Origin of the sequence: Aquihabitans sp. McL0605 (assembly GCF_049993875.1) — a bacterium.
GTDB lineage: Bacteria > Actinomycetota > Acidimicrobiia > Acidimicrobiales > Iamiaceae > Aquihabitans.
Genome location: NZ_CP188252.1, coordinates 3,668,878 through 3,682,138 on the forward strand (window position 1 = coordinate 3,668,878; position 13,261 = coordinate 3,682,138).

Below are 13,261 nucleotides of genomic sequence, written 5' to 3' on the forward strand. Positions count from 1 at the left end.
GTCGTGGGTCGCGCTCGCCCCGTCGGGGCCCTGCTCCTCACCCACGGCGCCGGCGGCCACCGCGACCAGCCGGCCCTGGTGGCGATCGAGGACGAGCTGGCCCCGCTGCCGGTGCGGCGCATGAACTTCCCCTACCGCGACCTCGGCCCGAAGCGCCCGCCCGATCGGGCGCCCAAGCTCATCGCGTCGATCCGCGAGCAGGCGGCCGATCTCTGCGCCGAGCGCCACATCCGGCCCGGCCGCCTGGCCCTCGGCGGACGCTCGATGGGCGGGCGGATGTGCTCGATGGCCGTCGCCGACGGGCTGCCCGCCGCCGCCCTGATCTTGATCGCCTACCCCCTGCACCCTCCGGGGAAGCCCGACACGCTCCGCATCGAGCACCTGCCCCAGCTCGAGGTGCCGTGCCTGTTCGTGTCGGGCACCCGCGATCCGTTCGGCACCCCCGACGAGCTCGAGGCCGCCACCGCAGTGATCCCCGGGCCGGTCACGCACCACCGCGTCGAGGGCAAGGGCCACGACCTCAAGGGCTCCGACCAGGCGGTGGCGGCGGTGATCCACGAGTGGATCCGGTCGCTCTGACCCGCTGGCCGTTCAGAGCATCGGGGGCGCCACCGCGATGGCGCTCGACGCGTCCTCGGGGTTGAGCACCTCGAGCTCCACGTGGGCGGTCTCGGGGTACAGGGTCAGCACCAGCACCGCGACGATGATCGGGCCGAGCGCCAAGACCGCCATGCCCGGGCCGAGCCCGCCGAAGTGGGTGTCGAGCCGGCCCGCCAGGATCAGCCCGATGCTGCTCCCGCCCACGCCGGCCAGCGTGATGAGGCCGTTGGCCCGGCCGCGCAGCGCGGTGGGGAACAGCTCGGGCCCGTAGACGCCCAGCGCGGGGATGGTGGCGGCCGCCACCACGGTGCCCGCCATGAACGCGAGCCAGAGGAAGGCCCCGCTCGCCTGGTACCCGATCGACAGCAGGACGGCGCCGCCGATGAGGCCGACCGCGCCCACGATGCGGCGGCCCCGGAGGTCGGCCAGGCGCCCGCCCACCACGATGCCGATCCCGCCTGGCGTGTTGGTGGCCAGCGTGAACAGCGTGATCTGGAGCGCGCTGAACCCGTGCTCAGACCGCAGGAACTCGTTCTGGAACTGGCTGACCGGGGCCAGGAAGATGAGGCCGAAGAAGCTCGCCGAGGCCAGCAGGACCAAGCGCTTGCGGTGGCCGCGCATCGTGGCCCGGCCGTGCGGCTTCACGAAGCGGCGGCTCTCGGGGAGCCGGGTGGCGACCCGGACGAAGAACGGCAGCGCGACCAGCGGGACCGCGTAGATGATCCGCCAGGCGTACAGGCCCATGTCGGCCACCGGCAGCAGGATCACCGCCATCCCGGCGCCGAGGGCGGCGGTCATCGCCAGCACGCTGGCTCCGTAGGCCCGCCCGCCGGCGGGCATCTCCTCCACCGACACCACGCCGATCAGGAGGGCCAGGGCGGTGGCGAACGCCCGGGCGACGGTCTGCGTGCCGCCCAGGGCGATGAGCCCCGGCGAGGCCGCGCCGGCCACCGACGCGAGGATCCCGCCGACCGCGCAGATCTTGAGGAGGCGGTGGCGGCCGCGCCGGTCCGACATGGTCACGAGCACCAACGACAGCAGGACCCCGACCCGGACGGTGGCCAAGGTGGCCCCCTGCGCGGCCGTCGAGGCGCCGAACTCCTTGGCGGCGTAGGTCATGGTCTGGGTGAGCGTCGTGCCCAGGTAGCCCGTCAGCATCGACAGGCCGCAGAGCAGGCTGAGGATCGACGACGACCGGGCGTCGAGGCGCGCCGGCGGCGACCACCAGGGCGCCCGCTCCGCCTCCTCTTCCTCCGAGAGCAGTCGCGGGGCCTCGGAGCGGCGGAGCTGGCGGCCCACGAGCGGCCGGAACAGCGCACCCCACAGCGGGATGGCGACGTCCCAGAGGATCTCCTCGTGCACCAGGTAGCGGCCGCCTTCGATCGGGGTGGCCGCCACCGTGCGGTCGTAGGTCTCGAACGGGCCCGAGTCGCAGGTGAAGTGGGCTGAGCGCGTGCCGTCGTCGTCGGCGGGGCGGTCGGCCGGGTCGGGTGCTTCGAGCAGGAGGTCGTCGCGCGCGGTGCACAGGGCCTGCAGCCCCGGTCCGTCGACCTCGAAGTCGTTCACCGTGGTGCGAGGGCTCACCGATCGTCTCGCCCGTCTTCGCCCTCGTCTTGGCGCTCGGCTCGGACCTTCGCCGCCCAGAGGAGCCCCACGAACAGGCCCACGGGGACCAGCACCGTCAACGCTTCATCCCAGCCGCCCTGGTGGGCGAGCACCTCGACGACGGCGAACACCGGGCCAGCATCCCAGATCGGCGGGAACACCGGTCACTTCCGAAGCGTTGACCACCGTGCGGGGTTCGCCACCGCCGGAACCGCCGTGAGAGAATTTCTCCGGCACCCTGAGGAGCATCGTGGAAGAGCAGGTACGCAAGACCATCGAAGTGATCCGTCCGGCCATCCAGGCCGACAACGGAGACATCTTCTTGAAGAGCGTCGACGAGGCCAGCGGTGTGGTCACCGTCGAGCTCACGGGCGCGTGCGTCTCGTGCCCCGCGTCCACGGTCACCCTCAAGGCCGGCGTCGAGCGCATCTTGAAGGACCGCGTCCCCGGGGTCACCTCGGTGGAGCAGTTCGGTGCCGAGCCGGTCGAGACCGAGTCTGCGGTCTCGCTCTGACCGCAGCCCCGCGTGCCGGTGCTGCGGACGCCGCCCACCTCGTGGAGGCGGCGCGCGGCGGTGACCGGCGGGTCCTGGCGCGCCTCCTGAGCGCGATCGAACGGGGCGACGACCAGTCCCGGGCCATCGACCAGGCGGCGTTCGGACTGGTCGGCCAGGCCTACACCGTGGGCATCACGGGCGCGCCGGGCGCGGGCAAGTCCACGCTCACCAGCGCCACCGTGGCCACCGCCCGGGCCCTCGGCGAGCGAATCGCCGTGCTGGCCATCGACCCGTCCTCACCGTTCAGCGGCGGCGCCCTGCTCGGCGACCGCACCCGCATGAACGAGCACGCCCTCGACGACGGCGTGTTCATCCGCTCGATGGCGACCCGCGGGCACCTCGGGGGCCTGGCCCTCGCCACCAGAGAAGCCGGCCGCCTGCTCGATGCCGTCGGCTTCCCGTGGATCCTGATCGAGACCGTCGGCGTCGGCCAGGTCGAGGTCGAGGTGGCGGGCGCCGCCGACACCACCGTGGTGGTCGTCAACCCGGGATGGGGCGACAGCGTCCAGGCCAACAAGGCGGGGCTCATGGAGATCGCCGACGTGTTCGTGGTCAACAAGGCCGACCGCGACGGCGCGGCCCAGACGGCCCACGACATCGAGGGCATGCTCGACCTCACCCGCGGCGTCGCCGACGACGGCTGGCGGCCGCCGGTGGTGTCCACCGTGGGGACCACCGGGGCGGGCACCCAGGAGTTCTGGGATGCCATCGTCGCTCACCGCTGCCACCTCGAGTCCACCGGCGGCCTCGAGCAGCGCCGTCAGGACCGGCTGCGCGACGAACTGGTCCTCGTGGTGCAGCACCGGCTCCGCGCCGAGGCGGAGGCCCGCGTGGCGGCCGCCGATCGCGAACGCATCGAGCACGACCTGCTGCACGGTCGCATCGACCCATGGACAGCCGCCGACCAGGTCCTCGGCGACCGGTAGGGTCGCGGGGATGCCCGACGCCCCCTCCCCGCTGGTCACCATCGACCGTCACGACGACGGCGTGGCCGTCCTCACCCTGCAGAACCCCAAGGTCAACGCCATCTCGTCCGAGGTCCTGCGCCAGATCCGGGCCGCCGTCGACGCCCTCAACGAGCACCTGCCGGGTGCCGTGGTCGTCACGGGCGGCGAGCGGATCTTCGCCGCCGGCGCCGACATCACCGAGTTCTCCGGGCCCGACGAGGCGCGGGTGATCGGCGGCCTGTTCCTCGACGCGTTCAACTCGCTCGCTGCGCTTCCGCGGCCCACCATCGCGTCCATCTCGGGCTTCGCCCTCGGCGGCGGGTGCGAGCTGGCGCTGGCCTGCGACTTCCGGATCGCCTCCACCAAGGCCAAGCTCGGCCAGCCCGAGATCCTGCTGGGGATCATCCCGGGCGGGGGCGGCACCCAGCGCCTCGCCCGCCTGGTGGGACCGGCCCGCGCCAAGGACCTCATCTTCTCCGGCCGGCAGGTCCGCGCGGAGGAGGCCCGCGAGATCGGGCTGGTCGACCGGGTGGTCGAGCCCGACGAGCTCCACGAGGCGTCGCTCGCCTGGGCCCGCGAGCTCGCGGCCGGACCGTCGGCGGCCATCGCCCTCGCCAAGGCCGCCATCGACCAGGGCCTCGAGGGGTCCGAGGCGGCCGGCCTCGACCTCGAGCAGGACCTCTTCGTCGAGGTCTTCGGCACCGCCGACGCCCGCATCGGCATCGAGTCGTTCCTCGAGCACGGCCCCGGCAAGGCCGACTTCACCGGAGCCTGACCCTCCTCATCGAGCTCGGCACGGATCGGGACCCGTCCCGTCCGTGATCCGTGCCAGGTTCCCGGGTGGGGGCGGTCAGGCGAGGGTGGTGAGGCCGAGGTCGACCGGGGTGGGGAGGTCGGCGTGGGTGGGGATGGCGCGCACGGTGAAGCCGTAGCGGCCGGGCGTGGTGCAGGTGACCGTGCCCGAGTACGTGGCCGGGTGCGCGGACGGGTCGGCGCACGCCAGGTCGGTGGTGGCGGTGTCGACCAGCTCGTCGTGCTGGCCGACGCGGCCGTGGATCAGCTGCACCGCCACATCGGTGGGTGACAACGAGCCCAGCTCCAACGTGACCGAGATGGTGCGCTCGGCACCCAGCTCCGCGGGCTCGTCGCTGGCGTCGACCTCGGTGACCTTGACCCCGCCCCACGCAGCTCGCACCCGCTCCTTCCACCTGGCGAGCTCCTTGGCCCGGGCGAACTCGTCGCCGCGCAGCGAGTCGGCAGCGGCCGCCGTGGGCTCGTAGAGCTCGGTGGTGTAGTCGCGCACCATGCGGGAGGCCACGACGGCCGGCCCGAGCGACACCAGGTTGGACTTCACCCGGCGGAGCCAGCCGTCGCCGGCGGCGCCGCCGGGCCGGTCGTGGAAGAGCGGGACGATCTGGTGCTCGAGGAGGTCGAAGAGGCTGTCGGCCTCGATCTGGTCGCGGGCGCCCAGGTCGTCGAGATCCTCGGCCGACGTGATGGCCCAGCCGTTGTCGCCGTCGAACATCTCGTCCCACCAGCCGTCGAGGATCGAGCAGTTGAGGGTGCCGTTGAGCGCCGCCTTCATGCCGCTGGTGCCGCAGGCCTCCTGCGGACGCCGCGGGGTGTTCAGCCAGATGTCGGCCCCTTGGTAGAGGGTGCGGGCGACGGAGATGTCGTAGTCGTCCAAGAAGATGAAGCGGTGCCGGACGCCGAGCTCCTTGGCGAAGTTGACGATCTGGCTGATCATCTTCTTCCCCTCGTCGTCGGCGGGGTGGGCCTTGCCGGCGAAGATGAACTGGACCGGCTGATCGGGGCTGAGGAGCAGGTCCTGGAGCCGCTCGGCCTGGGCCAGGAGCAGGTTGGCCCGCTTGTAGGTGGCGAAGCGGCGGGCGAAGCCGATGGTGAGCGCGTGCGGGTCGAGCAGGTCGTCGGCCCACTGCGCCTCCGACTCGGAGATGCCGGATTCGATGGCCCGCAGCTTGACCCGGAGGCGGACGAACGCCACGAGGCGGGCGCGGGCCTGCTCCTTGACCCGCCACAGCTCGTCGTCGGGGGTGAGCCACACCCGTTCCCAGCTCTCGGGACTGGCCTCGTCCCACTCGGGCAGGACGTGGCGGGCCAGCAGGTCGCTCATGTCGGCGGAGACCCAGGTGCCGCTGTGGACGCCGTTGGTCACCGAGGTGATCGGCACCTCGTCGGCGTCGAGGTCGGGCCACAGCTCGTTGAACATCTCCCGGCTGACGGCACCGTGCAGCTTGGCGACGGCGTTGGACCGGCCGGCGAGGCGCAGGCCCATGACGGCCATGTTGAAGCGCTCGTCGTCGGGGGCGGCGGCCTCCTCGCTCGGGCGGTGGCCGAGCGACATCAGCTGGTCGATGTCGATGCCGCACTCGGCCGCCCAGCTGCCGAAGTACTGCTCGATCAGGGCCCGCGGGAAGCGGTCGATCCCGGCGGGCACCGGGGTGTGGGTGGTGAAGATCGACGCGGCGCGCGTGGCCTCGACCGACTCGTCGAACGTGAGCCCGTGCTCGACGATCGCGCGGCGCATCCGCTCGAGCCCGAGGAACCCGGCGTGGCCCTCGTTGGTGTGGAACACCTGGGCGTCGACCCCGAGGGCCTCGAGCGCCCGGACGCCGCCGATGCCGAGCAGGATCTCCTGACGCAGGCGGTGCTCGACGTCTCCCCCGTACAGGCGGTCGGTGACCCCGCGCAGCTCGTCGGGGTTCTCGTCGACGTCGGTGTCGAGCAGGTATAGCGGGATGCGTCCGACATCGGCCCGCCACACCTGGGCCTGGAGCGGTGCGCCCGCCAGCTCGACCTGGATCCGCACGCCCTCGCAGAGCGTCAGCGGCATGGCGAACGGGTCCTGGTCGGGGAAGCGCTCCTGCTGCCAGCCCTCGCTGTCGAGCCCCTGGCGGAAGTAGCCGTGGCGGTAGAAGAGGCCCACGCCCACGAGCGGCACGCCCAGGTCGCTGGCCGACTTGAGGTGGTCGCCGGCCAGGATGCCGAGGCCGCCGGAGTACTGGGGGAGGGCCTCGGCGATGCCGAACTCGGGGGAGAAGTAGGCCACCTGGCGCAGCGCGCTGGTCCGGTTCTGGAACCAGCGCGGCTCCTCGAGGTAGCGGGTGAGGTCTTCGTGGACCGAAGCCTGGTAGCGCAGGAACGCCGGGTCGGCGGCCAGCTCGGCGAGGCGCTCGGGTGAGGTGGTGGCGAGGGTGCTGATCGGGTCGTGGCGGGTGGCGTCCCAGGCGTCGGGGTCGACCCAGCGGAACAGGTCGCGGGTGCGGTCGTCCCACGCCCACCGCAGGTTCATCGCCAGCTCCTGGAGGGGCGCCAGCGCCTCGGGGAGGTGGGGTCGGACGGTGAAGCTCCGCAGCGCTCGCATGCGCTCGACCGTAGCCAGCGATCTCCGGTGCGGCACCTGGTGCCGGGACATGTTCACGCGCCCGTCATCGGCATCGCGCGGCACACTCGTGGGATGACCGACGCCGAGCTACCGATCCTCGATGTCCCGACGGCCGTCGACGAGGTGATCCGCACCCGGCGCACGAGCCTGCTGATCGACCCCGACGACGAGGTGCCCGCCGAGCTCCTGTCGCTCCTGATCGAGCTGGCCACCTGGGCCCCCAACCACAAGCGCACGTGGCCGTGGCGCTTCACGGTGATCACCGGCGATGCCCGCTACCGCTTCGGCGAGGCGCTCGCCTCCGTGGCCGAGCGCGAGGGGGTCCCGCCGGAGAAGGTGGCGAAGCTCCCCACCAAGTACGCGCGGAGCGCGGCGGTGGTGCTGGTCTGGGTCGCCGTCGACCCGCAGCCCGTGCGGGCGCGTGAGGATCGCGATGCGGTGGCGGCGGCCGTGCAGAACCTGCTGCTGGCGGCCACGTCGTTCGGGCTCGGCAACTACTGGGCCACCATCCCCGATGTGCTCGACGAGCCCACGCGCCACTTCGCAGGCGTCGATGGCGACCACGACCTGGTGGCGCTGGTGTACCTGGGCTGGCCCACGGGGAGCGCGCCGCCGCCCCACCGACCGCCTGCCGAGGTCACCTGGCTGTCCTGACCGGTCTGCCGGCCCCGTGGACCGCCGTCATGTGACGTTCGACACATTAGATGACGAATCTGTCAGGACATGGCAGGGTTTCGCCCAGTTCCTCGGACGAGGCGGCGTCCTGAGGCGGGACCTGAGGGAGGGCAGGCGCAAGTCGGCTCTCCCGATGGTCGCGCCCGCACGGCCCGCCACCTGGCCCTCCGGCCGGTGGGCCTTGCGCTCGTCGTTACGATCCCCACGATGAACAGCGACGATCCCGGCTGGTACCAGCGGGCCATCTTCTACGAGGTCCTGGTCCGCGGGTTCCGTGACTCCAACGGAGACGGCACCGGGGACCTGCGCGGGATCACCGAGAAGCTCGACTACCTCGAGTGGCTCGGCGTCGACTGCCTCTGGCTGCTGCCCTTCTACTCGTCGCCGCTCAAGGACGGCGGCTACGACATCTCCGACTTCTTCACCGTCCACCCCGACTACGGCACCGTGGGCGATGCCGCCGAGCTCATCGACGAGGCCCACCGCCGGGGCATCCGGGTCATCGCCGACATGGTGATGAACCACACAAGCGACCAGCACCCGTGGTTCCAGGAGTCGCGGTCGTCGAAGGACAACCCCAAGGCCGACTGGTACGTCTGGAACGACGACAACGACCGCTGGTCCGAGGCCCGGGTGATCTTCGTCGACACCGAGCCGTCGAACTGGACGTGGGAGCCGGGCCGCGAGCAGTACTACTGGCACCGCTTCTTCCACCACCAGCCCGACCTCAACTACGACAACCCCGAGGTGGCCGACGCCATGCTCGACGTGGTCCGGCACTGGCTGGGCCTGGGCCTCGACGGCTTCCGCCTCGACGCGGTGCCGTACCTGTTCGAGCGCGACGGCACCAACGGCGAGAACCTCCCCGAGACCCACGAGTACCTGCGCCGCGTGCGCCAGGTGGTCGAGGACGAGTTCCCCGGCCGCGTGCTGCTGGCCGAGGCCAACCAGTGGCCCGCCGACGTCGTCGACTACTTCGGCGACGCCGACGGGCCCGAGTGCCACATGTGCTTCAACTTCCCGCTGATGCCGCGCATGTTCATGGCCGCCCGCCAGGAGAGCTCGCGGCCCATCCGCGAGATCATGGCCCAGACCCCCGAGATCCCGGGGGGAGGCCAGTGGGGCATCTTCCTGCGCAACCACGACGAGCTGACCCTCGAGATGGTCACCGACGAAGAGCGCGACTACATGTACGCCGAGTACGCCAAGGACCCGCGCATGAAGCGCAACGTCGGCATCTCCCGGCGCCTCCTCCCGCTGCTCGAGAACGACCGCCGCATCGCCGAGCTCTTCCACGGCCTGCTCTTCAGCCTGCCCGGCAGCCCGGTCATGTACTACGGCGACGAGATCGGGATGGGCGACAACATCTACCTGGGCGACCGCGACGGCGTGCGCACGCCCATGCAGTGGACCCCCGACCGCAACGGCGGCTTCTCCACCGCCGACTTCGCCCAGCTCTACCTCCCCGCGCTGATGGACCCGGTGTACGGGTACGCCGCGGTCAACGTGGAGTCGCAGCTGCGCAACCCCGGGTCGTTCCTGCACTGGGTCCAGCGGATGGTCCAGGCCCGCAAGCAGCACCCGGTGTTCGGCACCGGGTCGTTCGAGGCGCTCGACGTGGCCAACGAGGCCGTGCTGGTGTTCCTGCGCCAGCAGGCCCGCGACGACAGCGCCGACGACATCGTCCTGTGCGTCAACAACCTGTCGAAGGTGGCGCAGCCCGTCGAGATCGACCTGTCGATGCTGGCGGGCAAGCAGCCCATCGAGCTGTTCGGACGCGTGGAGTTCCCGTCGATCGGCGAGCTGCCGTACTTCGTCACCCTGCCGCCGTACGGCTTCTACTGGTTCTCGTTGGTCGACGAGCCCGATGATGACCTGAGGTAGCGGGCCGCTACCGTCGGCCCCGTGGAGACCGGCTTCCAGACCTGCTACCGACACCCCGACCAACAGGCCGGGGTGATCTGCCAGCGCTGCGATCGTCCGATCTGCCCGCAGTGCATGCACCAGGCCTCGGTGGGCTTCCACTGCCCCGAGTGCACCAAGCAGGGCGCCCAGAAGGTGTACCAAGGCGCCGCCGCCCTGCGGGATCGCCCGATCGTCACCCAGGTGCTGATGGGGCTCAACGTGCTGGTGTTCGTGCTCGGTGCCATCGCGGTGAGGAACGCCGACTACCTCAGCGGGTCGATCACCCAGTTCCACATCGACTTCGCATCGATCGCCAAGGCGTACACGAACTCGAACCAGGGCATCCAGCAGATCGGGGTCGGCAACGGCGAGTGGTACCGGCTGGTCACGTCGGGCTTCGTCCACTTCGGGATCATCCACATCGCGGTCAACATGTGGTCGCTGTGGATCCTCGGCACCGCGCTCGAGCAGTACGCCGGCCGCCTGCGCTTCGGCATCATCTACGCGGTGTCGCTCCTCGCGGGCTCGTTCGGCTCGCTGATCGTCACGCCCGACGCCCTGTCCGCCGGCGCTTCCGGCGCGATCTTCGGGCTCATGGGGGCCCTGTTCCTGGCGTACCGCGAGCGGGGGATCCCGCTGCGGTCGTCGCCGCTGCTCAACGTGCTGATCCTCAACATCATCATCACGTTCGCCATCCCGTCGATCTCGAAGGGCGCCCACCTCGGCGGGCTGGCCGGCGGGGCGCTGGCGGGCTGGCTGTTCTTCGACCTCGCCCGCCGGCCCGGCGTCGGCACCCGTGGCGCCTACGTGATGTCCGGCGCGGTGATGGTGGCCCTCGTGGTGGGCGCGGTGGTGTTCGCCAACGGCTACCAGCCGGGCTGACGCCGGCTAGCCGCGGCCGCTCTCCACGAGGGCCTTGAGGACGCGCAGGTTGCGCTTCCAGATGCGGCGCATGATGCGGCCTCCGACGACGCCGCCGACCGGCCCGCCCAGCCACCAGGGGAACTTCAGGCGCTCGTCCCACGTGAAGCGGCTGCGCCCGCCCCGGGCCCTGGTGACGGTGAAGCGGCCCGACCCGGTGACGAGGCCCACGTGGACGACGCCGATGAGCTTGCCGTCTCGCCAGTCGGTGATCTCCATGCGGTCGGTGAGGCGGATGGGGCCGACCTTGGTGCGGCAGTCGAACGTGGTGCCCACACCGGAGCGGCGCCGCGACGTGAACCGGATGCTGTCGGCATCGGCCATCCAGTCGACGTGGCGATCGATGTGGCGGACCTCGTCCCACACCACCGCCGGGGCCGCGTCGATGATGGTGGAAACCCGGACTCGAGCCATCGGAGCAGCCTAGGGAGCGCCGACCCCGGCCGAACCGTTGGCTGCACCGCGATCTGGAAGGCTGCGGCGCATGGACACGAGGGGCTTCACGATCACGGCCCTCGTGGTGGCCCTGCTCGTGGTGGCGGCCGTCGTGGTGGTCGCACGTCGGACGACCGGGCGCTTGCGCCTTCGCTCGCTGCTGGTGCCGGGGGCGGTGCTGGTGGTGGCGGGGATGGTCTCGGTGGTCGCCGCAGGGGGCCTGGCCCGTTCCTCGACGACGTTCTCCGCGATGCACGTGGCGTACCTCGTGATGGGGATCGCCGTGCCTGCTGCCGGCGTCGCGGTCATCGTGGCGTCCATCCGCCGCGGGGCCACCTGGCCGGTCTGGGTGGTGGCCATCGCCCTCCTCATCCCCGCTCCGGTCACCTGGTACGGGACCCATGTGGCCCCGCACCGCCTCCGGGTCGAGCGGGCCGAGGTGGCCCTGCCGCCGGAGCGGGCCGGTTCCGACCCGATCCGCATCGGGGTGGTGGCCGACCTGCAGACGACGCGGGTGACGGCCTACGAGCAGCGGGCGGTGACGCGCCTGCTCGCGCTGGCGCCCGACGTGATCGTCATCCCCGGCGACGTGTTCCAGGGCAGCGACCGCCAGTTCGAGGCGCAGCTCGGCGCCCTCCGCGCCCTCCTCGGCCGCCTGCACGCGCCGGGCGGGGTGTACGCGGTCCGAGGCGACGTCGACACGGGACACCGCCTCGATCGCATCGTCGCCGGCACCGACATCCAGATCCTCGATGACGTGGTGGAGACGTTCCGGGTGGGGGACCGGACGGTCCGGATCGGGGGCAACCCCCTCCTCTGGGCGCCGCCGCCCGCCGTCGCCATGCGCCGCGCGCTGATCGCGAGCGACCCGAGCGATGTCCGCCTCCTGTTGTCCCACCGTCCGGATGTCGTGAAGCTGCTCCCCCCATCGTCGGGCGTCGACCTCACCATCTCGGGCCACACCCACGGCGGTCAGGTGGTCGTGCCGCTGTACGGTCCGCTCGTCACGGCCTCGACCGTGTCGCGGTCCGTGGCCCGCGGCGGTCTGCACGAGGTGCAGGGCAACGCGATCTTCGTGAGCTCCGGCGTGGGGCTGGCCCGCCTCGACGCCCCGCAGGTCCGGATCTTCACCCGGCCGGCGATCGGCCTCGTGGTCCTGCGCTGAGCGCCGGAGGGATCAGCCGGCCAGGAAGGCGGCGGCGTCCTCGGGGGCGACGATGTTGATGGGGACGCCCGTGCCCTGCTCGAAGCCGCCGATGCTGTGGACCCGCGGCGTGATGTGGGCGTGCCAGTGGAACGGGTCGTTCGAGCGGTGCGGCAGCGTGTGGAAGACGATGTTGTAGGAGACGTCGCCCAACAGGGTGCGGAGGCGGGCCAGGGCATCGCGGACCGCCACCCCGACGGCCACCAGCGATTGCGGCGTCGATTGGTGGAGGTGCCGCTTGTGGTCGATGGGCAGCACCAGCAGCTCGAACGGGGCGCCGCTCCACCACGGGGCGATCACGGCGACGTCGTCGTCGAGGGAGACCACGCGGTGGCCGGCATCACCCTCGGCCTCGATGGTGGCGCAGAGCAGGCAGCCGCCATCGAACCGGCGGAACCCGGAGAGCTCCTCGAGGATCTCGCCAGGGACGAACGGGATGCCGAGGAGCTGGCCGTGCGGGTGCCGCAGGCTGGCCCCGGCCGCCTTGCCGTGGTTGACGATGGCCTGGCTGTAGCGGATGCCGGCCGCGGCGGCGTGGTCCTCGAGGCGGTCGCGAAGCGCCGACATCACCAAGCCGGTGTGGCGGTCGTCGAGGTCGGCCCAGCTGTGCTCGTGCTCGGGCGTGAGCACGAGCACCTCGTGGATGCCGGTGGCGGGAGCCTTCGCGAACAGGGGGCCGAGGCGCTCCACCTTCATCTCCCCGGTGCCGTCGAACGCCGGGTACTTGTTGGGCACGACGCGCAGCGACCACGCCCCGCTGGTGCCGTAGGTCTCGAGGGCCGGAGGGAGCTCCTCCTCGTGGCCGGGGCAGAACGGGCAGCCCGATGCCGGATCGCCCTTGGGGTGGCTCTGGTCGACGGCGAACTCACCGGGGCGCGAGGCCCGGCCCGTGGACACGGTGACCCAGCGGCCGGTGAGCGGGTTGAGCCGAAGTTGGTTCACTGCCCGCATCGTAGGCACCTGGCCTGGCCCGCAGGGCCAACGTCGCCGGGGTGGAACACTGACGC

13 protein-coding genes are annotated in these 13,261 nt (G+C 71.7%); 8 read left to right on the top strand and 5 right to left on the bottom strand.

Features of this window, described 5'->3' with window-relative positions; translation table 11 throughout:
* Window positions 1-3 precede the first annotated feature (3 nt).
* Window positions 4-579 (top strand): alpha/beta family hydrolase, encoded by a 576-nt coding sequence (locus ACPPVX_RS16935; RefSeq protein ID WP_426571751.1) that lies wholly within the window; start codon window positions 4-6, stop codon window positions 577-579.
* A 12-nt stretch (window positions 580-591) separates the two neighbouring features.
* On the opposite strand, the gene ACPPVX_RS16940 is transcribed toward ACPPVX_RS16935, so the two are convergent.
* Both ACPPVX_RS16940 and ACPPVX_RS16945 read right to left on the bottom strand, forming a co-directional pair.
* A complete protein-coding gene (locus tag ACPPVX_RS16940; protein WP_426571752.1) occupies window positions 592-2,184 on the bottom strand; it encodes an MFS transporter in 1,593 nt (530 codons plus the stop codon).
* Window positions 2,181-2,336: a hypothetical protein gene (locus ACPPVX_RS16945; RefSeq protein WP_426571753.1), complete on the bottom strand. Its 156-nt coding sequence runs from the start codon at window positions 2,334-2,336 to the stop codon at window positions 2,181-2,183. Before ACPPVX_RS16945 ends, ACPPVX_RS16940 begins: the two co-directional genes overlap by 4 nt.
* Before the next feature lie 119 nt (window positions 2,337-2,455).
* Between ACPPVX_RS16945 and ACPPVX_RS16950 the strand changes: the two genes are divergently transcribed.
* From ACPPVX_RS16950 to ACPPVX_RS16960, 3 genes are read left to right on the top strand one after another with little or no spacing between them, the layout of a single operon-like run.
* Window positions 2,456-2,719: a NifU family protein gene (locus tag ACPPVX_RS16950; protein ID WP_426571754.1), complete on the top strand. Its 264-nt coding sequence runs from the start codon at window positions 2,456-2,458 to the stop codon at window positions 2,717-2,719.
* A gap of 41 nt (window positions 2,720-2,760) precedes the next feature.
* Window positions 2,761-3,687: a methylmalonyl Co-A mutase-associated GTPase MeaB gene (meaB, locus tag ACPPVX_RS16955; RefSeq protein ID WP_426571755.1), complete on the top strand. Its 927-nt coding sequence runs from the start codon at window positions 2,761-2,763 to the stop codon at window positions 3,685-3,687.
* Between the two features lie 10 nt (window positions 3,688-3,697).
* On the top strand, window positions 3,698-4,483 hold the full coding sequence (locus ACPPVX_RS16960; protein WP_426571756.1) for an enoyl-CoA hydratase/isomerase family protein: 786 nt from the start codon (window positions 3,698-3,700) through the stop codon (window positions 4,481-4,483).
* A 75-nt stretch (window positions 4,484-4,558) separates the two neighbouring features.
* Here ACPPVX_RS16960 and glgP read toward each other — a convergent pair whose 3' ends face one another.
* Window positions 4,559-7,093, bottom strand: a complete 2,535-nt coding sequence (glgP, locus tag ACPPVX_RS16965) for an alpha-glucan family phosphorylase (protein WP_426571757.1) — start codon at window positions 7,091-7,093, stop codon at window positions 4,559-4,561.
* A gap of 93 nt (window positions 7,094-7,186) precedes the next feature.
* Between glgP and ACPPVX_RS16970 the strand changes: the two genes are divergently transcribed.
* The 3 genes from ACPPVX_RS16970 (at window position 7,187) to ACPPVX_RS16980 (ending at window position 10,576) form a co-directional block, all read left to right on the top strand.
* On the top strand, window positions 7,187-7,768 hold the full coding sequence (locus ACPPVX_RS16970) for a nitroreductase family protein (RefSeq protein WP_426571758.1): 582 nt from the start codon (window positions 7,187-7,189) through the stop codon (window positions 7,766-7,768).
* A 228-nt stretch (window positions 7,769-7,996) separates the two neighbouring features.
* Window positions 7,997-9,673: a maltose alpha-D-glucosyltransferase gene (gene treS, locus ACPPVX_RS16975; protein ID WP_426571759.1), complete on the top strand. Its 1,677-nt coding sequence runs from the start codon at window positions 7,997-7,999 to the stop codon at window positions 9,671-9,673.
* A gap of 21 nt (window positions 9,674-9,694) precedes the next feature.
* Window positions 9,695-10,576: a rhomboid family intramembrane serine protease gene (locus tag ACPPVX_RS16980; RefSeq protein WP_426571760.1), complete on the top strand. Its 882-nt coding sequence runs from the start codon at window positions 9,695-9,697 to the stop codon at window positions 10,574-10,576.
* A 6-nt stretch (window positions 10,577-10,582) separates the two neighbouring features.
* Here ACPPVX_RS16980 and ACPPVX_RS16985 read toward each other — a convergent pair whose 3' ends face one another.
* Complete coding sequence (locus ACPPVX_RS16985) at window positions 10,583-11,029, bottom strand: SRPBCC family protein (protein ID WP_426571761.1); 447 nt, start codon at window positions 11,027-11,029, stop codon at window positions 10,583-10,585.
* A gap of 70 nt (window positions 11,030-11,099) precedes the next feature.
* Here ACPPVX_RS16985 and ACPPVX_RS16990 point away from each other — a divergent pair, with 70 nt between their 5' ends.
* Window positions 11,100-12,215, top strand: a complete 1,116-nt coding sequence (locus ACPPVX_RS16990; RefSeq protein ID WP_426571762.1) for a metallophosphoesterase — start codon at window positions 11,100-11,102, stop codon at window positions 12,213-12,215.
* A gap of 12 nt (window positions 12,216-12,227) precedes the next feature.
* Here ACPPVX_RS16990 and ACPPVX_RS16995 read toward each other — a convergent pair whose 3' ends face one another.
* Window positions 12,228-13,205 (bottom strand): galactose-1-phosphate uridylyltransferase, encoded by a 978-nt coding sequence (locus tag ACPPVX_RS16995; protein WP_426571763.1) that lies wholly within the window; start codon window positions 13,203-13,205, stop codon window positions 12,228-12,230.
* Window positions 13,206-13,261 lie beyond the last annotated feature (56 nt).

Bases quoted from the DNA above. Each gene is read 5' to 3' on its own strand.
- ACPPVX_RS16960 (WP_426571756.1), top strand. From the start codon at position 3,698: ATGCCCGACGCCCCCTCCCCGCTGGTCACCATCGACCGTCACGACGAC.
- glgP (WP_426571757.1), bottom strand. From the start codon at position 7,093: ATGCGAGCGCTGCGGAGCTTCACCGTCCGACCCCACCTCCCCGAGGCG.
- ACPPVX_RS16970 (WP_426571758.1), top strand. From the start codon at position 7,187: ATGACCGACGCCGAGCTACCGATCCTCGATGTCCCGACGGCCGTCGAC.
- treS (WP_426571759.1), top strand. From the start codon at position 7,997: ATGAACAGCGACGATCCCGGCTGGTACCAGCGGGCCATCTTCTACGAG.
- ACPPVX_RS16985 (WP_426571761.1), bottom strand. From the start codon at position 11,029: ATGGCTCGAGTCCGGGTTTCCACCATCATCGACGCGGCCCCGGCGGTG.
- ACPPVX_RS16990 (WP_426571762.1), top strand. From the start codon at position 11,100: ATGGACACGAGGGGCTTCACGATCACGGCCCTCGTGGTGGCCCTGCTC.
- ACPPVX_RS16995 (WP_426571763.1), bottom strand. From the start codon at position 13,205: ATGCGGGCAGTGAACCAACTTCGGCTCAACCCGCTCACCGGCCGCTGG.